Origin of the sequence: Microcoleus sp. PH2017_35_SFW_U_B (genome assembly GCF_020737865.1) — a bacterium.
Taxonomy (GTDB): Bacteria; Cyanobacteriota; Cyanobacteriia; order Cyanobacteriales; family Microcoleaceae; genus Microcoleus.
The window spans coordinates 1-20,515 of the sequence record NZ_JAEQDE010000036.1 but is presented as its reverse complement, the minus strand read 5'-3'; the positions used below and the strand labels follow the sequence as shown (position 1 = coordinate 20,515).

The window sequence follows — 20,515 nt, the reverse complement described above, 5'->3', positions numbered from 1 at the left end:
TTTTTGTGGAACAGGCATCTTGCCTGTTATTGAGAATGCGGCAAGATGTGAGATGTAACCGCAAAAAATATTACTTGTTACCAGGCTGGAGCCTGGTAACGCAGATTCGGAGGTTCTGCCTCCATTTTTGGATGAGGCAGAGCCTCTCGATATCGGTTCCCTGACAACTAACAACTAACAACTAACAACTAACAACTAACAACTAACAACTAACAACTAACAACTAACAACTAACAACTAACAACTAACAACTAACAACTAATGACTATTAAGCGAATTCATCAATTAATTCTATTGCTTGTAGGGCTGTGGTTAGTTTTTGAGTTTTCCTCGCGGATTGTGGCAGAAATGCTGTGGTTTGAGGAAGTTGGATATCTTCAGGTTTTGCTGTTAAAACTGAAAACTCAAGGGTTGCTGGGCGCGATCGCACTTTTGGTATCTTCCGCCTTCTTCTGCGGAAATTTAGCCCTAGCCCGCCGCCTGCAACTTCCCACCGAAAACATCAAATCACCTGTTTTTAGGCAGTTAATCGCGCCCGCAAGTGGCAAAAACACGAAGAAAAATCATCAATCACCTGCTGCTAAATCTCAAATTGCGTTTCCCTGGCTGTTGTTGGCGATATTTGGATTAAGTGCGATCGCCAGTTTAACAGTAATTCACTGCGGGCTCTTAGCCACCGGTAGCATCGGCGATTTTAGGATAGTCGGGGGTTTGTCTGCGCCGCCAATTCACTTCGGATTTAAGTCAATCCAGGTTGGCGTGGTGCAGCTATCGTCTGATTGGTGGCAGTTGGGCTTGCTGCTGGGGATGATGTTCGCTGTAGCAATTAAGCCGGATTTTTGGTTGCGGGCGATCGCTCTTTTGCTCAGTTTGGCGATCGGGATAATTGCCGCTAGTCGCTGGACTAAACTTTTACACTATTTCCACCCTACTAATTTTAACATCACCGACCCGATTTTTAATCAAGATATTAGCTTTTATGTATTTATTTTGCCCATCTTAGAATTACTAAGTTTCGGGCTGACTGTTGTATCTGTGTACGGTTTAGTATCTTGCACTTTAACCTATTTGCTGTCTGGAAACAGCCTGAGTCAAGGGATATTTTTGGGGTTTTCGCGATCGCAACAGCGGCACTTGTACGGCTTGGGAGCAGCTTGCATGGTAGCCATCTCGCTCCGGTACTGGCTGGGCTGTTACACCTTGCTGTACTCGCGCGGAGACGTTACCTACGGGGCTGGTTACGCTGACGTGACAGTGCGGCTTCCCGTCTATGGCTTTTTGAGTGTGGTGGCTGGGGCGATCGCACTTTTCATGCTTTGGCCTGTTTTCCAATTAAACATCAACAATAATAACTTAAAAAAAATCATCTTAGCATTTTTAACTTTAAGTATATCTCTAGGTTTGCTGCTGCCAAAAATCGTGCAGCAACTGATAGTCAAACCCAACGAACTAGCCCGCGAACAGCCCTACATCCAGCGCAGCATTGCCTTTACTCAACAAGCTTTTGACCTCAAGAAAATTGAAATCAAAACCTTCGATCCAGGCGGAAAACTTACATATCAAGACTTAGAAAAAAATCAACTTACTATTAGCAACATCCGGCTGTGGGACAAACAGCCACTGCTGCAAGCCAACCGACAGTTACAGCAAATTCGACCTTATTATACATTTCCTGATGCTGATATCGATCGCTATACAATCAAAAACGCCACAGCAAAAAAGGGAGATGTGGAAAGCCAGCAAGTAATTCTGGCGGCGCGGGAATTAGATTACACAGCGGTGGCGCCGGAAGCTCAAACTTGGGTAAACGAACACCTCGTGTACACTCACGGTTACGGCTTTACTCTATCTCCCGTAAACACAGTCGGTGCCGGCGGTTTACCCGATTATTTTGTCAAGGATATTGGGGTGACAGCCCAGACAGGAGATACTGTTTTAGATGTCACTAAAGATAGCATTCGGGCCAGTATCCCGATCGGCTATCCGCGCATTTACTACGGCGAAGTCACCGATACAGACGCCATCGCACCGACAAAAGTCAAGGAATTCGACTATCCCAGCGGCCAAGACAATGTTTACAATACCTACAGCGGTACGGGCGGAATTGCGATCGACTCTCTATGGAAGCGCTTGCTGTTTGCGAGTTATCTCAAAAATTGGCAAATGGCGCTAACCCGCAATTTCACACCCGAAACTAAGTTACTTTATCGCCGCAATATTAACAAAAGAGTCCGGGCGATTGCTCCTTTTTTGCGCTACGATTCCGACCCGTATTTGGTAGTAGCAAACGCCAATCTCAGCAAAGGCGAAATCGAAAAAAAACCGGATAAAATTGGCAACAAGATTAAACCTTCACCCTCGGTAAACGATAAATCTCCCAACTATCTTTACTGGATTATCGATGGCTATACAGCGAGCGATCGCTACCCTTATTCAGATCCAGGAAGCAATGAATTTAACTACATCCGCAACCCGGTAAAAGTCGTCATTGACGCCTACAACGGCTCTGTCAACTTCTACGTTAGCAATCCTTCCGATCCGATTATTAAGAGTTGGATGGCTATCTTTCCCGGACTCTTCAAACCCCTGGACAAAATGCCTCCGGCACTCCGCAAACATATTAGATATCCCGTAGATTTGTTGAGCATTCAATCGGAACGGTTGTTAACTTATCACATGGAAGATCCGCAGGTATTTTACAATCGGGAGGATTTGTGGCGCGTTCCTAATGAGATTTATGGTGGCAAACAGCAGCCCGTAGAACCGTATTATTTGATTACAAAACTACCGACAGAAACATCAGAAGAGTTTATTTTGCTATTGCCATTTACGCCAGTCAGTCGTAATAATTTAATTGCTTGGATTGCAGGGCGATCGGATGATGATGATTATGGTAAATTGCTATTGTATCAATTCCCCAAACAGCGATTAGTTTACGGCCCGGAACAGATAGAAGCTTTAATCAACCAAGATCCGGTGATTTCCGAACAAATATCTCTGTGGAATCGGCAGGGGTCAAAGGCGATTCAAGGCAATTTATTAGTAATTCCGATCGAACAATCTTTGCTGTACGTGGAACCTCTTTATTTGGAGGCTGAACGCAATAGTTTGCCAACTTTAATTAGAGTGATTGTTGCCTACGAAAATAGAATTGTGATGGCGGAGAATCTCGACAAGGCACTGAAGGCACTTTTTCAGCCAAAATCTACGAATAAACCCGCAATTGTGAGGCCAGTAGAAGGCGCAGCCCCCGCGTTGAATTGATAATATTTGTAGGGAAACGGCATTGCCGTGTCCGGCGCGAGCCACTTACCATAATACTTGTAGGGTGTGTCGCCATCAACAATCTCAAAAAAAGATGAAAAATCTCATAGCGACGCACCTCATCCATCAACAATCTCAAAAAAAGATGAAAAATCTCATAGCGACGCACCTCATGTCTATATCCGGTAAAAACAAGTATTAGGTTTATTTCCAGAAGCCCTTGAATAGCAAAGGTGCGTCGCTATGAGATTATCGCTCTAATTCAGAGATTTTCTAGGGCGACGCACCCTACAATGACTGATCTCTTAGTCCGCGGAGGCGGACATTGTTTGTGTAGACGCGGTTTCAACCGCCGGGTGCTCAAGGCGATCGCGAATCCCCACAATTATTGCTACAATAACAAAAACCAACCGCCTCACCATCTCACCAATGTTAGATAAAATCTGGCGCTTCCTCAAACAATTAATTCAGCGGATTTTGTGCGCTTATACTCAGTATTTTAACCCCCCCTGGCCCCCCCCCTTGGTAAGGGGGGGGACAAGAAAGAAAATCTTGCTTCCCCCCTTAGCAACAGCGGGGGGGAAAGAGGGAACAAATCTTGCTTCCCCCCTTAGCAAGGGGGGACTGAGGGGGGTTCTTCCAACTTTGACTGATGCGGAATACGAGGCGAAGTTGATGAAACTTCTAGAATGGGTGAATCAGGGCTGGGGAAGAGGCGATGTTGCGGAATTCTTAATCGCAAAACAAATTAAAAATGGTGATTTGGCGGCTTGGTTGCCGAGGTTTGGATCTCGATTGTTGGAGGGCGCGCAGGGGAGTACAGCGTCTGCGGATGCGGTGTCATCGCTTCAGGAATTGGCGCGGGGGCTGGAGGCTGAGGTTTGGTATAAGCGAGGGAAAGAACAAAATGATTTAGGCTTGTTTGAACAGGCGATCGCATCCTACGAAAAAGCTTTAGAATTCAAACCAGATTTTTACCAAGCCTGGATTAATCGGGGCTGTATTCTTTGTGACAATTTCAACAAATATGAAGAGGCGATCGCATCCTTCGACAAAGCTTTAGAAATCAAACCAGATTTTGACAAAGCCTGGTACAATATGGGCATTGCACTGGATAATTTCGGAAAGTTAGAAGATGCCATCGCATCCTGGGACAAAGCTTTAGAAATTAAACCAGATGAGCACAACGCATGGTTCAATCGGGGCCTTGCACTGCGTAAGTTAGGAAGGTTAGAAGAGGCGATCGCATCCTACGACAAAGCCTTAGAAATTAAACTAGATAAAGAGGAAGCCTGGTTCGATCGGAGCGGTGTACTGTATCATTTAGGAAAGTTAGAAGAGGCGATCGCATCCTGTGACAAAGCTTTAGAAATCAAACCAGATGACCACGCAGCCTGGAAAAATCGGAGTATAGCAGTCGAAAATGCACCTAAACATAGGCTGCTAGTTTATGAAATCTTACAGGGACAATTCCCTAAATCTCCACCAGTAACCAGAACTCTCATAACTCACAACCTGACACAGCGCGGCTATGAAGGTCAAATATTAACATTAAAAACAGGCTTAGAGTATTGCCAACAAAATACCCACCCCGAAGGATATGGAGAACTGCATCAAGCACTAGGAGATGCTCATTATAGTCGCGGAAAACTCACTTCTCCCAACACCTATTGGAATAAAGCCACCACCAACTACCAAGAATCCCTCAAAACTCTAACACCAGATACTTTCCTAAAACTGCATCTACAAGTATTGCAGAAATTAATCAAAACCTTAGTCAGCTTAAAGCAAACTGATGAAGCAAATAAATTACGACGAGATGCCACCGATTTATTGCAACGCTTACTGAAACAGCAAAACTATTCCCAACTCACCCAACAGCAACTCACCGACAAATTAGTTAGCTTTGAACAATTAACCGTAAATATATTCATGCAATCTGGGCAGTTTGCCGAAGCCTTAGCCACAGCAGAAACCGATAAAAATGTCTGCTTATCTTGGCTGGTGGATGCCTTGCCAATTCCCGATTACGAAACAGAAGAGACAGTCACTCACGCCCAAATTCAGCAACTCCTCAATCCGACAACAGCCGCGATTTACTGGCATCTCAGCGACGCATCCCTGACAACATTCATCATTAAATCCGATGGCTTGTTGTCTCCCGAAACCTGTTTCAGCGATTTTCCCGATGAACTTGAAAAATGGGTGAAGGAGTGGAATCAACAATACACCGACTATCAATCTAAGGAGAAAACAAGTCAAGTAAATCATCCTTGGCGTGGGGGAATGGCAAGTAAATTTGCCCGACTCAATGCAATCCTGAAAATTGATGCGATTGAACAGCAATTAGAGGGAATTACCCAGTTAATTTTGATTCCGCATCGGGACTTGCACCGCTTCCCGATTCATGCTTTGTTTAGTCGGGATTTTGTGGTTAGTTATTTGCCTAGCGCTCAATTTGGGTTGAATTTGAAACATCGGTTGAATCCTCCAACTGCGGCAAATACAGCAAATACACCAAATACAGTCGGCGAATGGAATTCGCGGCTACACAGACAAAACCCGCCTCCGCGGGTTGAAGAAGGGGAAGTGAATTCTATCCTCAGTATCGAAAATCCCAACAGTATAATCATTGATGAAAACGGCAAACGAAAAGAATTGCTTCCTTTACCAGCCGCCGAGATAGAATCCGAAATTATTTGCCGAATGTTTGCCAACTCTACCCGACGGGGAGAAAATGCAGCTACCCTCGATGAAGTCACCAAATTATTGCCACAGCCCCACAACATTTTTCACTTTACCGGACACGGTAGCTATGATTTTGACAATCCTCAACAATCAACTTTATACTTAAGCGATACTCACCGATTAACAGTCAAAGAAATCATCCAACTCAACCTCAGTAACTACAAATTAATCTGCCTTTCCGCCTGCGAAACCGCAGTCACAGACAAGCAAACAATTCTCGCCGAATATGTAGGATTGACTAGCGGTTTTATGCGGGCGGGAGTTGGCTTTGTCGTCAGTACCCTGTGGCCAGTCCAATCCGGGGCGAGTACGTTATTAATGATAGACTTTTACCGACGGTGGCGAGAAGAGGGCGATTCGCTACCCGTCGCCTTAGCAAATTCTCAAAAATGGCTGCAATCAGCCACCCGCGAAGATTTAGCCGCTTGGTATCAGCGGGAAATTGACAAGATTTCCGAAAACAGCAGCGAACTTTCTGTAGCTGAAGTTAGCCTGCGCCGATTCTTTAAAAGCAATCAGCAAAACTTGGCTAAAATGGAATCAGACCAACCTTATCAACATCCGTATTACTGGGCAGCCTTCACTCTAACGGGATTATGATGAAAAATAATAATGACGATATTTTTACAGCTTTCATTGGCGCGGTACTCCAACAAACAGAACCGCTACCCGCACCAGTTCAATTAGAGTTTAATAAAATTGATGAAGCTTTCACAATTATCGATATCGAAAGACTTGCCGAATTGCATCCCCCTCTGCTAGCTGCTTATGAAGAAACTCATAATTGGTTGATGTATCATAGCAATGAACGTAGCAAAGGATTAGATGTTTTGCCGGATAGTGAATCTGAAAAAGAAAACACTACTAACCCCGAAATTAGTAACGCAGCCAGCGATATCAGCGATTTAACAAATTTACCAAAAATCATCAATGAAATCGATACCAAAGTTAAGCCGCGAGGGTTAAAAAAAATTCTGGGAAAAATCTTGCAAGCTGGGGATTCAGTGCAAGCAAGTCGCGATACAATTTTATCGTCAATAGCAGACAGTTTCACCCATGACTAACGAAAATTGGCTGATTTACCCTACCGTCGATTTGTTTGTCTACGATTTAGCCGACGGTATCGGACAAAGTGAAGACAAAATCAGCCAAAACCGCCAGCAGTTTTGGCAAAAAATCTATGGCGATAAACTCTCGCAGCCACAGCAAACACAAATCGAACAAGCTGAAACCGAAATCGGTGATTACATCGATTTACTCGGCAACCAAAAAGTAGTAGCATTTGAATCTCCCCTCGATGGCTATGCTTATCCTGTCAAATTCGGCGATACTTATGCGGTGCAGTTTGACTTATCCGGCAAAATAGAACCCGACAGCGATAAGAAATTTGTACCCAAAGAAATCGATTGTTTAGAATGGCTGAAATCTACAATCATCTCGCGCTTCAATCAACCTGCTACTATCGGTCAAAGTTGGCTAGTTTGGGGTGAATTGACTAGCGGGCAAGATGCTTTAAAAACTGCCAAAAATTGCTACAACAAACTTGAGTTAGTCCCGAATGCTAAATGGGATCGGGATTTAAAAGCATCAGGGCAATTTTTAGGGGCAAATTTTTATGAATTGTGGCTACCTCCGGGAGATAGAGGCAATATCAGCCAAAATTATCATGTGTTAATTTGCTTGTTTTCTAACAGTGGCGAGGCATCAATTCCCACTACTCGCCAAAAAATGACTAAACTTTATCCGCAGTTCCTCCGATTATTTGGATACCGCAATAAAGTGATTTGGGCTTATCAACAAAGCCGCCAACTTAAGTCGAATCTCAAGGATGCTTCGCGGAAGATTCAAGAAATTGTCAGCCTACTGCCAGAACAAGTCAATGCTGCTAAAGTTGACTTGAAACAATTGCAGCAAAATTTGGTCTATTGCTTGACAATTTTTTCGATTTATGCTAATTATATTAGTCGATTGGAAGAACAAGAAAATACAATTAAAACTAATCTGAACAACTATAATAAACGGCTAGAAACTATAGCGGAAAGAATGGGAAATGACAAAAATGAGTTAAAATTTATGGCAAGTTTCAGCGATTTTGCTGAGGAAAAGTATGTCACCCAAGTTAAAGCGGATAATAGAAGTTTGAGTGCGGGTTTGCGGTTGTTGGAAAATGCGATCGAGACTGTAGAGGGGATTATCGAGATTGAGAGGGCTAAGAGCGATCGCACTTTAAACTTTACCATTGGTACAGTGGGCGTGGGAATTGGCACCAGCGGAGTCGCCGCCAGCATCTACGCCAGCCAAATCAAAAGCCCCGCTAGCCCGGAAAATCCGATGTCGGCCAGTCAAGTTCTCGTGTTGAGTCTGCTTTTGGGAATTGCAGGAGGCTTAGTCAGTGCGGGTTTATTAAAATTGCTTGACAGAATTCGGGGCTCGAAATAAACCGCAGATGGGGCTGAGGGCGCACAGAGAAGACAAGGGGAGAAAGTTATTGAGGGTTGATAACTCTGAGGATTTCTGTTAGTTAGCAGGCTTGACATCTTCCCACCAAAGTTGGACATAAGGCCAGAATACTTTATCATCATCTAGCCTGACTGTCACTTCATAGCGATCGATCTGAGTGAGTTCGCCTGTTTTACCATTGAATTGCAATTGTTTGGGATCGTCAGTGTGAATTTCTACCTTCTGATTCAACAGCGGCAGCATTTGCTTTGAAGAACCATGAAACGGATTTTTGCCTCTGAGCACATAGCCACCAATGAAAGATATGTACATTAAAGTTAGGAAAAATACTGTACAGAAACTCACAATCAACAGTGTTTTTGGTTGTGAAAAATTGGTATAAACGCTCGTAACTCCTACTACCATTGTTCCGAAAAATAACAGACTCGGCAGCAAGAGTCCATCTCCCAGAAACTCGCTACAAAAAAGCATCAGGGGTATCTGAAAACCAAATAATGCAGCTACCCAAATCCACCCACTCAGCAAGGATTCAGATAGTAGCCAATTCATTCCTACTGTAAGGCCGATCGCAATTCCTATCGCCCAAATCGGTGCCGCATAATCGTACTGTCTGAAGGGAAGAACTACAAAAAAGAATACAGCATAAATAAAACCCGCAATAGCTAAGGCTAATCCACTAATTATTTCGTTCCAGTTCAGCATTTTTAAATTCGGCGCAAATAGTGAAATCTTAATTAATATTATGTCGGCTTGAACAATAGTCCGGACATTTTTTTATCGCGAACGGTATAATAAGGGTTTCAGCTTCTTCAGACGCTGAAATCTTAACGGTAGAATGCCAGTTTCAGCCACCACCCCAAAAAAACTGTCCGGATTATTGCTCGAACAACCCCTATAAAATAGGTTTGAGGGTTCGGACTTCTCAGAACAAACGCATCTTATTTTTAGGATGCTTGCTAGACAAAGGTTTGGGCTATTGTGCATTTGTGTTCCCAAATGCTGAAACCCTTGCTAGGTAATGCTTACAGAATTCATGCCAATTTGAAAAATTAATGCAACAATATTGGTAGGGTGTGGATTCATCGATCGTACAAAAAAAATACAGAAAATCTGACAGCGACACAAAGCGCGACAATACTTGAGTAAACAAAGTCAACTAAGAGTGTTGCAGCAAGGATTTTTTAAATTGGTATTAGATGCGTTTGCCATGGGACTTCAGTCCTTTGATTTTTGATGCGGACTGAAGTCCGAACGATCAAACCTTATAAATGATAAAAATTAATAAATTAGACAGGAGAAGGAAAAAATTTGCGATCGCCCAAAGATGTAAAATCTAATTCCGCTAATGCTTTCTCGCTTATTTTGATGTGTTCTCAATCTGTGAATAGTTACCAATTAACCGGGCTGGCAATTACAGATTAAGGCTATCACAGACTTTTGCTACTTGCTGTCGATGGTGATAGTCCTTATTGAAGCTAGAAAGCGGAATTTTCAGACCGATATATCATTTAGGGTCGATCGACTTGACAAATTGTTGCACAGGCTGCGGTAGAGCCGGTACAAAAGTCTTTCTAAAACCCCGAGCATCCAACACTCGCCACAAAATACCCACCGCTACCGTCAAGAAAAATAACGCTCCCAAAAAATTGAACGCACCAGACAGAAAACCGCCATCCCTTTTTTTCGGAGGCGTAATGTGTTTGATCCGATATACAGCCGGCTCGTAATCTTTCCGTTCCTCGCGACTGGGCACCGGCTTTTTGGCATTGGTGCGCGAACTCTTACGGGGGCTCCCACTCAAACCCGTTTGATTAGTTTTAGTAGAACTACTGGGCGAGTCCAAATCAGAAGCGCCACGCATCGTGAACTTGCTAACAGATGTCCCGGTTTTGCCAACACCAGCATTCTGTATTCTACTGTTAGAGCGCTGAGTTGATTGGCGATCGGCTAAAGTTCGCATCAAACTTTGCAATTGCTGAGTCGCAGCCGGCGGGCGTTCCGCTTTCCTCGCCCAATTTAACAGCATCGCCGCAGTAATGCCGCAAAGATTCGCAGCCCCCACAGAAGCTATCCGCTTCAGCAGAGGCTGACTGTTGGACACAAACACCACCAGTGCGTCGGGATGTTCCTGAGCCAGACCGTAAACGCACTGAGCTGTAGCTACTACTAGCATTGCTTGTGCGCTTTGATTTTTCATCGAGGGTTCTAGGCCCCGATGCGTTTCTTGAGCATCAGTCACAATCCAGCCACTATCTGCAAAAAAGCGCATAAACTCTCTGGCCACTTGCTCTTGAGCTTTTTCTACCGCTTTCCCTGTCAGATAATCTATTTCGTCATACACTACTTCCGGGAGATAGCAACTTCCCACCTTGGCATATTCTTGCCAAACTTGGGTTCTGCCAGCCATCAAAACATCCGCATCAAAAGTTACCAATACAGGAGGAAGTTGATTAGCCATAACTTTAGCCTAGATGCTCATATCCGTGATTTTTACTTGCTAAATTAAGTTTAAACAAATTCCGAGCTTTTCTATTGGGTTAATTCATAAATATCTGGGGTGCGCCCAAGCGCACCCAGCCCACCAATGGTCAGATGATTAGTTGCCAATTCCTAAACGCCCAGCTAAAGCGGGAGTCAAGGGCAAAAGTACAGAAATCATTAAGAACAAAGCCAACAAACCCAAAGCTGCGCGAGCGTCGTCAGGTTCAGTCAGCTCGTTAAGGCTCGGCCGCTCCAGATTCCGCTGTAAAATCAGAATCACGATCGCCCAATACAAAGCCAAAGGATTAACTAAAGAAGCGATCGCCAGCACCACAAACGTCGCCAAAGTAGCGCGACTGGCAATTTTCCGGCCGTAGATTGCTTGCACAATTCTACCTCCGTCCAACTGTCCCGCAGGCATCAAATTAATCGCCGTGATTACCAAGCCCAACCAACCAATAACTACCAGCGGGTGAACGTCAACAATCTGTTGCTGCAACGCCGCACCCAAAACCACTTTTGCCAAAGTTCCCACCAAAACCGAGCCCTTGAAATACTCTGCGGGAATTTGAAACAAACTGCCGGGGTGAGAAAGCAGCAAACCCGTTACCAGCATGAGCAGAGAAATTATTCCCCCAGCGGCTGACCCAGCAAAAGCAATGTCAAACAAAACTTTACGGTTGGGAAGCAGCGACTCAAAACGCTCGATCGCCCCAAAAGAACCTATCTGAAAAGTTGGTATAAAAAACGGCCAACTCAAGCCAACCTTGTACTGATTTGCCAGCACTCGGCGAGCAATTTCGCCTGAACCTAAAACCGCCCAAATTCCCGCCGCAATTGGCAGCACTTCTGGATATCTACCAGGCGAGTTAAAGAAATCGAAACTCAGCAGCAAACCGGCTGTTTCCAAACTGGTAGCAATTGTTGCTAGTAGCAGTACGACTGCGAGGATTTTTTGAGATAGGGTAGTGGGCTGCGGGTCGTTTGTGCTGGGCAAGATAATAACTACCGGCTTCTCGTCCTGATTTTCTACTAAAAACAGGCGGTAGCGATCGTTCAATCTTTCTTGCAAACTTGCCGTCAAACGCGAGTGTACTTGTTCTGGGTCTCCCCGGAGATTGCCTTTCAAGATTACCCCATCTTGATAGGGAATCGTTTCTATAGCAAAGAAAGTATCGATGCCAAAGATGCCTTGAATTGCCTTGAGGTCTTCAACTGGAACGGGAATTATTTCTAATTCATTAGTTGCAGGCGATGTGACGATCTTAATAATTTCTTTTGCTGGTACCCGTTGTTCGTTTGCAGGGGAGTTTCCATCGCTTTGGGACTCGATCTGGGCCGGATCGGGGCGCGAGTCGATCACTGCATCGGCTGCTGCCTTCCGCAATTGCCTGCCCAGATAAATGTACAATCCCGTGGATGTCACCAGCAGCAACAATACCGCCACTAGATTTAGGTAAATCCCGGCACCGAACAAACCAAAGAACAGCAGCCACGGACTCATCAGCACCACTGACTGCAACCAAGCTAACATTCCCAGTTTGCCAAAAGGTCTGGCGCGATAAAATCCCCAACCCAGAATTCCCACAGCAACCAATACCAGTGCAATTGTGGCGGTATTTTCCGATGCCACGATCGGCATTCCGGTTGCTTGCGCCAATATCGGCTGTAACTGGTCGATCGCGCTGCGGTCTAGTAATAGCATTAAATTTTGGGGTATATGAAATAAAATTGCTCTTAACATATCCAAACCTGTCCAAAAATAGCCCGATCACTAAGGATAACTCCTGAGGGCTTCTCGACCCACAATCGCCTGCTGCTGTTTTAACTTTTGGGCGATCGGCTATTGACACAAAAGACTTTTTATGATAACACATCCGGTGTGTCAATCGATTTTAGATTGTAGATTTTAAATTTTAGATTTTAGAGGCGACCCCACGGATAAATTCGGGGGAAGAGAGGATTTGAGATTTTCGATTTGGGATTGATTCCACCGATAAATCACGTGGCGGAACATGCAGAAATTCGCTTGTCAAACATAAGAGGAAGAGGCGTAGGAGTGTCGATCGCGCGGAAGCCGGAAGATTTGCCAAATTTGGCAGGTCGGGCTTCAGGACGAATTTCATGGTGTTTTGGATGCCCGAATCCGCAACAACTGCGAAACAAACAAGGTTTCAGGTAGTCTGTCAGCTTTGGGGAAAACGTCTGAAACTATTGTCATGTATAGGTTTGGTTAACGGGTACGGCAGGACTTGAACCTGCGGCTCGCTGCTTAGAAGGCAGCTACTCTATCCAACTGAGTTACGCACCCAACTCAAAAAGTCTTTAACAGTATCATTGTATCGGTGGAGTGTGCGATCGAGCAAGTAAATATTTTTTAACTTAGACAGAAACCGGTTCTATCTAAAAAACTACGATGTGGAGCGCGGCGCGATCGGGAGCGAACACGCTAGTGATGAGAGTGCCCTTGCGTCCAGGATAGCAATTCACAAAAGCTGGAGGGACTCACCTGCAAACAACACAATTGTTAAAATTCGATAGTGACAAAGCCTCAAACGTAGGCCACAAGATCGAAAAACCAGAAATCCTCCTCTGATTTTAGGCATGAGTTGAGGCAATCGTGACTAACTTGCCGATCTTTGATGATGTTTGCCAACATTCTGCTCGACTTGATATTTGAGAAAAATGTGGTAGAACTAGGATTGAAAGACTCAGGTGAAAATCCCTGATGGCAGGAAGCCTATATATAAGCTTCCTCTACGGCATCAAAGCAAAATAGTCAATCGCCCGATCGGCACGAGCTCAAAAATCAAGCGTTGCCAGTACAGCAGTCGTAAGTTGTGCGCGGGGGAATTTCCTTCGTGCATTAGTTCATATGCCATGGTTGAGAGACAATCTCAGCTTAGATACTTGTTAGCATTTGTTAGCAAAAAAGTATCGGAACGCTTGAGGAGGGGAATCCTGCTAATTAAAGTGAAATCGTTGAATCAAGCATCTCCGAGCCTAAAAGCCTGGAGATCTTCAAAAGCACAGCACCTCGGCCATGACAGGAGTCAAATCGCAGTGTCATGTTTATTCTGAAACGGCAGGATGTTGAAATATCCAATTTTCAACACCCAAAACGGGATCAACAAATTCCCATTCTCAATTATCAGGGGCAGACTTTTCGTCTCATTAGCGCCTTCAACGGCAAGCAAGCAGAAGACGCCAGAGCCTTGTGGCGGGATTTAACCGACAACCGAGGCAAAGCCTGTGTTCTGCTAGAAGAGCCGGATAGATACAGCGTCTGGGGAAAAGTCCGTCTAGATCAGCTTGCCGGTGAAGAACCGGCAGGTACAGAATCCGCTAAAGCACCGCTATTCGCGCAGGGTTGTCTGCTACTCCTCCAAGCTGTTTACTTTGACGTAGAAGACCTCTTAGGCGCAAGGCAAGCCACATCGTTTCAGAAAGATATCACCAAGGTATTTCAGCAAGGAAACTTCCCCCAGGCAGACTCCGCTGATGCGATCAAAAATTGGCTGACCGTTAGTCCCTTGCAAAATCATAAGGTGCCCCCTTGGCAAGAGCAACATCTCAAAACCTTATTGCAAGAACTTCACCGTTTGGGCAAATCATATTTTGGCAATACCGACTTCGCTGAGGGAGTGAGCGATGTGCTGCAAGATATGCCAGCACAGGATCGCACTCAGTTTCTCGATTGGCTGAAACAATCAGCCCTCAACAAGTTGTGGATCGCAGCATAGAAAATCTTTGACAATTGCTCTGACAATTGGGCCCAGATAATCGAGCTGAGATAATTTCACTGTCGGGGGCAAGGGAGATACAGGTTGGATTGCCAACTTGTATCGATCGAGCGACATAACTGTTAAATCAGTTAAGAGGCCAGCTACAGTCTGGCAATTTAACTAAATTTTGATCGCAGTTCCCACCCAGAATCATTGATATGAGTGGGGGAGTGTGAAAGCCAAAAACAGAGAAAACAACATTTGAGGATATAACTTCCGAGTTTAATAGGTACGGTAAAACCCTTAATGGTGAAGGCGCAGACCGTATTTTTATCATCTATTCCCGGGGGAAATATCGACTAAGAACTAATTCTTTGAATTAGTAAATAGATACTATTCTTGCTTAGTCTTCCGAGAGTGTACGAAGGCCAAAGTCCCGATGACACGCTGAGGACGGCAGTTTTTCCCGGAGCGTCAGATCAAGGTTCTTTGGCGAAAGAATCCTCATCTACAATCAAAGATTGAGATGGGGTGCGTTCAACCGCTAGTTAGGTATCGTGAAATCCCTATGAGTAGCACTTCAGAAAAGTCATCTACATCTACATCTTTACTATCAGCTCAGACCCTCGTGATTGTGGGCATTGTCTGGGCTGTCCTGGCGCTGCTGTTCTTTTTGCTGTTCAGTGTTCCGCTTTCACAGCAAGATGGTTTACCGCCTTGGTACTCGATCGGCACTTATGTTTTTGAATGCGGGGCATACCTTGGAGCGTCTTTAGTCTGTTTGAGAAACTGGAAAAGCCCCCACATGGCAAGCGGGCGTAACGTCTGGCTGGGAATTGGTTTGGGGATGCTCTTCTATTTTATCGCCGGCGTGCTGTTCGGGATTTGGGAACTCTATTTCGAGTTAGACCCAGATGTGTCCCCAGCAGATGCGTTTTATCTGGGCAGCTATGTGGTACTGATCGGAGGCATGGTTCTAGCTGTGACTTCCAAGCGACTGAATCTAGAATTTTGGCAATGGGGTTTGTTAGCGGCAATAGCAGCCTTTGGGATTGCTGTAGCTATCTGGGTTGCTGCGCCCGACTCTTGGAGACAACAGCTAGGAATGGCTCCGGCTGCTCCCCAGGAAGTAGTTACAGGATCTGCACCTGACTCAACGGCTGCCAAAGGAAAAGCCCCTGCTTTGGACAATTCTGCCCAGTCAAAAGCAAAAGGAACGGCAGCGGCTGCTAAATCGGCACCGGAAGAAGAATCAGCAGAAGCAACTAAAGCTCCCGAATGGGTGATGGCACTTGACAAGCAACTATCACCTTACGCCTATGCAATCAATTTGTTTTACATCGTCGGGGACGTTTTTCTGCTGATTATTGCTACTGCGCTGCTGCTGGCGTTTTGGGGAGGACGTTTCTCCCAATCTTGGAGAATGATTGCGGCTGCAACTTTTTCGCTTTACATCGCAGATATGTACTTCAAATGGCGCGATACTCAGGCTGAGGGTAGTTATCAAAGCGGCAGTTTACTGGAAGTCTTTTTTGTTTTCAGTGGCATCCTGTTCGGAATAGGAGCTGTTTTGGAACATGACATCTCCACCCGTTCTCGTCAAAGCAGGCGGACTCGTCGCTCCGCGTAGCGATTTGAGATTGGGGTTGCTTCGGCAAGGGAGGGGAACGTGAAAGCTTTTTTGCCCTTCCCTGCATCTGTCAACTTCAAATCGAAAATAAAAAATCATACTTTGCCGATCGCACTTCCTACGTCTTTTCACGTCTTTTTGGTGGAAAACTTGGCATGACGCCCACAAAACTCTCCGATTCAGACAAACGGGAACTCCTCAGGCTGTACCGACAGTCGGACGAGAATACTATCACTCTGGCCAAGCGCTACGGAGTGAGTAGTTCGACTGTAAGGCGCATCCTTCAGGGGGCTTTGTCCGAGTTAGAATACGCATTTCTAGTCCAGCAAAAACAAAAGCGTTCGTCCGATCGTAGCACCAGCAGCCTTTCTCAACCAACAGAAACGGCTGCTGAATCGCCGGCTAAGAACTCCATCGCCCCTGGAGATACTCCCCTGTCTGAGTCACTCCCCGTCACGCAGTCAGCCCCAAATTCGAGGCCGACGATCCGAAAGCGTTCTGTATCAGCCACCCAACCTGTACCAGAAATCGAAATTCCAGGAACTTTACAGTCGGATTTCGAGGTTTCTGATTTACCAGATGCCCCCGTCGGCAATCTTGCCGAACCCAGCCACCGTGCTGTTGTGACTGGGGAACTACAGGCAATGCTTGGTGGTGAAGATTTTAGCGATTTCGACGAAGATGAGGATGAGGAGGAGGATGAGGATGAGGATGAGGAGGATTTAGATGACGACTTCGACGAAGATTTAGAGGATGAAGATTCTCTGTTTGAAGCGAGTCTGCTGGGTTCGATGTCCGGGGAGTCGATAGAACTTCGGGCTGGCCCGATTCAAGTTTTGCCTTTAAGCGAAGCATCTGTGCCCAAAATTTGCTATTTAGTAGTCGATCGGGCGGCAGAGTTAATCACCAGACCTCTGAAAGCATTTGGCGAACTCGGTCAAATTCCGGCGGCCGAAATTCGCGAGAAAACCCTACCAGTTTTTGATAATCACCGAGTGGCGCGCCGATTTTCTACTCGCAATCAAAGAGTTTTCAAGATTCCCGACGGCAGGCTGTTGCAAAAAGCCGCGCCTTACTTGCTAGCCAAAGGAATTACTCGGCTGCTGATTGAAGGTCAGGTTTATTCCATCGAAGGTGTGAAAAATTAACTTAATATTCTGCGGTGTCCGAGTCTTCGGGATTTGCTTTAAATCTAGGACGCGAGTCTTGGGAATCTGAAAGGTTCCAAAGCGGTTGTAGCACTGCACCGCCTATCAGTCCCGCACTAATGCTCATGGCCAATACTAATCCTACAGGAATCTGTATGGATTTAAACAAGATAAAGCTTAAGGCTACTGGCGCGGCGTTCTGGACTGAGATTATGCCGATCGCGCTTGCTAAAATTGCTACTAAAAAACTTATGGCGAGCAGAGGAATTATTTTCATAAACTGGCAGACAACCTAACACTTTAACTGATATTACTGCTTAATAATTTAAATTTATATCAAAATATGATTTTGGCAAACCTCCCATTGTTAAATAATATACAATAAGATTAGGGGCAAAGTCAAGTAGATACCGGAGAATTATATTTTTTGTTAGATTCAATATAAAAAAAATTACAACTCCAACTATATTGCAAGTATATAATTGGCTGCTATCTCAAGTAAATTGAATGATGTTAATGTTACCTTCATGTTGGCAATTTAACTTATAAATGTACCTCACAAACCTGAAATACGCTGTATTTATAACTTTTAAAACATGGACTATTTCACATCAGTGATCGGACAAAATCGAGCAGTAGAATTGCTAAGCCAAGCAGTCGAGCGCAACCGAATTGCTCCCGGCTATCTATTTGTCGGCTCCAACGGCACCGGCAAAAGCTTAGCAGCACAGTGTTTCATCGAGCTTTTATTCTCAGTAAATCTTCCCGAAAGGCGATCGAGAGAATCCGTGCAAAATCGCGTCCGACAGCGAAATCATCCAGACTTACTCTGGGTAGAACCAACCTACATGAACCAAGGCAAACGGCTTTCCGCAAAAGAAGCAGAGGAAGCAGGATTAAAGCGAAAAGCACCGCCCCAAATTCGCCTAGAACAAATTCGCGAAATCGGCGAATTTCTGAGCAGGCCACCACTAGAAGCTGGGCGTTCAGTCGTAGTTTTAGAACAAGCAGAAACAATGGGCGAAGGAGCCGCCAACGGCTTGTTGAAGACCTTGGAAGAACCGGGAAAAGCAGCGCTAATTTTAATTGCTCCGACTGTGGAAGCTTTGCTACCCACGTTGATTTCCCGCTGTCAAAAAATCCAGTTTTCGCGGCTGAATCCCGAAGCAATGGGACAAGTTTTGCAGCAAGGGGGATTTGCCGAAATTTTATCCCATCCCGAGGTAATCGGGATGGCGCAGGGAAGCCCTGGGGAAGCAATTGCTATTTGGCAGCAACTGCAATCAATACCCGAGGATTTGCTGCAAAAAGTTAAGCAGTTGCCTCAAAATTTGCGCTCAGCTTTGGAATTGGCTAAGGAAATTGATAAAACTTTAGATACTGAATCTCAGTTGTGGTTAATTGATTATTTACAGCATTGTTACTGGCAGCAATTTTTGGCAGGCCGAATTAGCCGATCGCCCTTAGAACCCTTAGAAAAAGCCCGCCAATATTTGCTAAACTACGTACAGCCGCGATTAGTCTGGGAATGCACACTAATGGGAATCTGTCAACCATAATAAGAGTGCCAAGTTTGAGCCCAATACAATAATTAAATAAATTCACCTAATTAAAAATAAAATATCGATCGCTAAAAAGCTTGCTGTATATGTCTTATCACTTCTCTCGGGACGATAACTAAAGCCGTCCTCCGACTTCTATTTCTGTTCTTCCTTCTTCCGACTTCCATTTCTATTCTTCCTTCTATCAACTGTCAACTGTCAACTGTCAACTGTCAACTCTTCCTTCTTCTTAACACAATGGAAAAAGCCACATTTGCCGCCGGTTGTTTTTGGGGAGTCGAACACAAGTTTCGCGCCGTTGCGGGTGTCATCTCGACTGCTGCGGGCTACACAGGAGGTCACTGGCCGAATCCCTGCTACCTCGACGTTTGCGCCCGAGTTACCGGTCACGCTGAAGCAGTGCTCTTGGAGTACGATCGATCGCAAATCAGTTACGAAACACTGCTAGATATATTCTGGAACTGTCACGATCCAACCCAAATCAATCGCCAAGGCCCCGACAGAGGCGAACAGTACAGGTCAGTCATTTTTTATCACAATTCGGAACAAGAAAAAGCCGCCCGCGCATCCAAACAAAAATTGCAAATTTCCGGTAAATACGACAAAGATATTGCCACCGAAATCAAACCCGCTGGTGAATTTTATATGGCCGAGGATTACCACCAGCAGTATATTGAGAAGAAGCGGCAGCCCTCCGCATCAAAGGACTAAAGTCCTCACTACAAACCTGATAAAAATATATTTTCCCAAACAAAAAGCGCCCCTATTTCTAGGAGCGCTTTTTGTCAATCAAGAGTTAAAAATTAACCGTTGATGGAAGGAGCAACCAAAGCCACGGGAGTTGTTTCACCAGCAGCCAAGTCGAGCGGGAAGTTGTGAGCATTGCGCTCGTGCATTACTTCCATACCCAAGTTAGCGCGGTTGATGACATCAGCCCAGGTGTTGATGACGCGACCTTGTGAGTCGATAATCGATTGGTTGAAGTTGAAACCGTTCAAGTTGAAAGCCATTGTGGAAATACCCAAAGCGGTAAACCAAATGCCAACTACTGGCCATGCGCCTAACAAGAAGTGCAAGGAACGGCTGTTGTTGAAAGAAGCGTATTGGAAAATCAAACGACCGAAGTAGCCGTGGGCTGCAACGATGTTGTAGGTTTCTTCTTCTTGACCGAATTTGTAACCGTAGTTTTGTGACTCGGTTTCAGTTGTTTCGCGAACCAAAGAAGATGTAACTAAAGAACCGTGCATGGCGGAGAACAAGCTACCACCGAATACACCAGCAACTCCCAACATATGGAAGGGGTGCATCAGGATGTTGTGCTCAGCTTGGAACACGATCATGAAGTTGAATGTGCCGGAGATACCCAAAGGCATACCGTCGGAGAATGAACCTTGACCGATTGGGTAGATCAAGAATACTGCGGTAGCTGCTGCAACTGGTGCAGAGTATGCTACGCAGATCCAAGGACGCATACCTAAGCGGTAGGACAGTTCCCAT

13 protein-coding genes, 1 tRNA gene and 1 pseudogene are annotated in these 20,515 nt (G+C 45.2%); 9 read left to right on the top strand and 6 right to left on the bottom strand.

All coding sequences use genetic code 11. The features are described from left to right. Positions 1–261 precede the first annotated feature (261 nt). The 4 genes from JGK36_RS09635 (at position 262) to JGK36_RS09620 (ending at position 8,451) form a co-directional block, all read left to right on the top strand. Complete coding sequence (locus JGK36_RS09635; protein WP_293196766.1) at positions 262–3,264, top strand: UPF0182 family protein; 3,003 nt, start codon at positions 262–264, stop codon at positions 3,262–3,264. A 645-nt stretch (positions 3,265–3,909) separates the two neighbouring features. Beyond that, entirely contained in the window at positions 3,910–6,612 is a 2,703-nt protein-coding gene (locus tag JGK36_RS09630; protein WP_293176746.1) for a CHAT domain-containing protein, read from the top strand. Next, a complete protein-coding gene (locus JGK36_RS09625) occupies positions 6,609–7,076 on the top strand; it encodes a hypothetical protein (RefSeq protein ID WP_293176748.1) in 468 nt (155 codons plus the stop codon). The genes JGK36_RS09630 and JGK36_RS09625 overlap by 4 nt, the downstream gene beginning before the upstream one ends. Further along, on the top strand, positions 7,069–8,451 hold the full coding sequence (locus tag JGK36_RS09620) for a hypothetical protein (RefSeq protein ID WP_293176750.1): 1,383 nt from the start codon (positions 7,069–7,071) through the stop codon (positions 8,449–8,451). The genes JGK36_RS09625 and JGK36_RS09620 overlap by 8 nt, the downstream gene beginning before the upstream one ends. 78 nt (positions 8,452–8,529) lie before the next feature. On the opposite strand, the gene JGK36_RS09615 is transcribed toward JGK36_RS09620, so the two are convergent. The 4 genes from JGK36_RS09615 to JGK36_RS09600 all read right to left on the bottom strand — a co-directional run bounded on the left by JGK36_RS09615 (position 8,530) and on the right by JGK36_RS09600 (position 13,264). Next, positions 8,530–9,174: a hypothetical protein gene (locus JGK36_RS09615; RefSeq protein WP_293189106.1), complete on the bottom strand. Its 645-nt coding sequence runs from the start codon at positions 9,172–9,174 to the stop codon at positions 8,530–8,532. A gap of 802 nt (positions 9,175–9,976) precedes the next feature. Then, complete coding sequence (locus JGK36_RS09610; protein WP_293186757.1) at positions 9,977–10,930, bottom strand: PIN domain-containing protein; 954 nt, start codon at positions 10,928–10,930, stop codon at positions 9,977–9,979. A gap of 138 nt (positions 10,931–11,068) precedes the next feature. Further along, positions 11,069–12,595: a site-2 protease family protein gene (locus JGK36_RS09605; RefSeq protein WP_293189269.1), complete on the bottom strand. Its 1,527-nt coding sequence runs from the start codon at positions 12,593–12,595 to the stop codon at positions 11,069–11,071. Positions 12,596–13,190: 595 nt separating this feature from the next. Continuing rightward, positions 13,191–13,264 (bottom strand) — tRNA-Arg (locus JGK36_RS09600). A 757-nt stretch (positions 13,265–14,021) separates the two neighbouring features. Here JGK36_RS09600 and JGK36_RS09595 point away from each other — a divergent pair. The 3 genes from JGK36_RS09595 to JGK36_RS09585 all read left to right on the top strand — a co-directional run bounded on the left by JGK36_RS09595 (position 14,022) and on the right by JGK36_RS09585 (position 17,456). Continuing rightward, positions 14,022–14,696, top strand: coding sequence for an Npun_F0813 family protein (locus JGK36_RS09595; protein ID WP_293189104.1), 675 nt, complete (start codon positions 14,022–14,024; stop codon positions 14,694–14,696). A 550-nt stretch (positions 14,697–15,246) separates the two neighbouring features. Beyond that, positions 15,247–16,308: a hypothetical protein gene (locus tag JGK36_RS09590; protein WP_293196764.1), complete on the top strand. Its 1,062-nt coding sequence runs from the start codon at positions 15,247–15,249 to the stop codon at positions 16,306–16,308. 155 nt (positions 16,309–16,463) lie between these two features. Further along, positions 16,464–17,456 carry a hypothetical protein gene (locus JGK36_RS09585; RefSeq protein ID WP_293189267.1) on the top strand — a complete coding sequence of 331 codons (993 nt, stop codon included), beginning with the start codon at positions 16,464–16,466 and terminating at the stop codon, positions 17,454–17,456. Between the two features lies 1 nt (position 17,457). Here the strand turns inward: JGK36_RS09585 and JGK36_RS09580 are convergent, their stop codons facing one another. Continuing rightward, positions 17,458–17,733 (bottom strand): LapA family protein, encoded by a 276-nt coding sequence (locus tag JGK36_RS09580; RefSeq protein ID WP_293196763.1) that lies wholly within the window; start codon positions 17,731–17,733, stop codon positions 17,458–17,460. Positions 17,734–18,052: 319 nt separating this feature from the next. On the opposite strand from JGK36_RS09580, the gene JGK36_RS09575 reads away from it, so the two are divergent. Both JGK36_RS09575 and msrA read left to right on the top strand, forming a co-directional pair. After that, a complete protein-coding gene (locus JGK36_RS09575) occupies positions 18,053–19,015 on the top strand; it encodes a DNA polymerase III subunit delta' (protein ID WP_293196762.1) in 963 nt (320 codons plus the stop codon). Between the two features lie 240 nt (positions 19,016–19,255). Further along, positions 19,256–19,729: a peptide-methionine (S)-S-oxide reductase MsrA gene (msrA, locus tag JGK36_RS09570; protein WP_293186763.1), complete on the top strand. Its 474-nt coding sequence runs from the start codon at positions 19,256–19,258 to the stop codon at positions 19,727–19,729. A gap of 92 nt (positions 19,730–19,821) precedes the next feature. Here msrA and JGK36_RS09565 read toward each other — a convergent pair. Further along, a pseudogene (locus tag JGK36_RS09565) lies at positions 19,822–20,515 on the bottom strand (photosystem II q(b) protein); the annotation flags it as partial.

Excerpts from the sequence above, each read along its gene's own strand:
- JGK36_RS09635 (WP_293196766.1), top strand. The coding sequence starts at position 262 with ATGACTATTAAGCGAATTCATCAATTAATTCTATTGCTTGTAGGGCTG.
- JGK36_RS09625 (WP_293176748.1), top strand. The coding sequence starts at position 6,609 with ATGATGAAAAATAATAATGACGATATTTTTACAGCTTTCATTGGCGCG.
- JGK36_RS09620 (WP_293176750.1), top strand. The coding sequence starts at position 7,069 with ATGACTAACGAAAATTGGCTGATTTACCCTACCGTCGATTTGTTTGTC.
- JGK36_RS09615 (WP_293189106.1), bottom strand. The coding sequence starts at position 9,174 with ATGCTGAACTGGAACGAAATAATTAGTGGATTAGCCTTAGCTATTGCG.
- JGK36_RS09610 (WP_293186757.1), bottom strand. The coding sequence starts at position 10,930 with ATGGCTAATCAACTTCCTCCTGTATTGGTAACTTTTGATGCGGATGTT.
- JGK36_RS09605 (WP_293189269.1), bottom strand. The coding sequence starts at position 12,595 with ATGCCGATCGTGGCATCGGAAAATACCGCCACAATTGCACTGGTATTG.
- JGK36_RS09595 (WP_293189104.1), top strand. The coding sequence starts at position 14,022 with ATGTTTATTCTGAAACGGCAGGATGTTGAAATATCCAATTTTCAACAC.
- JGK36_RS09590 (WP_293196764.1), top strand. The coding sequence starts at position 15,247 with ATGAGTAGCACTTCAGAAAAGTCATCTACATCTACATCTTTACTATCA.
- JGK36_RS09585 (WP_293189267.1), top strand. The coding sequence starts at position 16,464 with ATGACGCCCACAAAACTCTCCGATTCAGACAAACGGGAACTCCTCAGG.
- JGK36_RS09580 (WP_293196763.1), bottom strand. The coding sequence starts at position 17,733 with ATGAAAATAATTCCTCTGCTCGCCATAAGTTTTTTAGTAGCAATTTTA.
- JGK36_RS09575 (WP_293196762.1), top strand. The coding sequence starts at position 18,053 with ATGGACTATTTCACATCAGTGATCGGACAAAATCGAGCAGTAGAATTG.
- msrA (WP_293186763.1), top strand. The coding sequence starts at position 19,256 with ATGGAAAAAGCCACATTTGCCGCCGGTTGTTTTTGGGGAGTCGAACAC.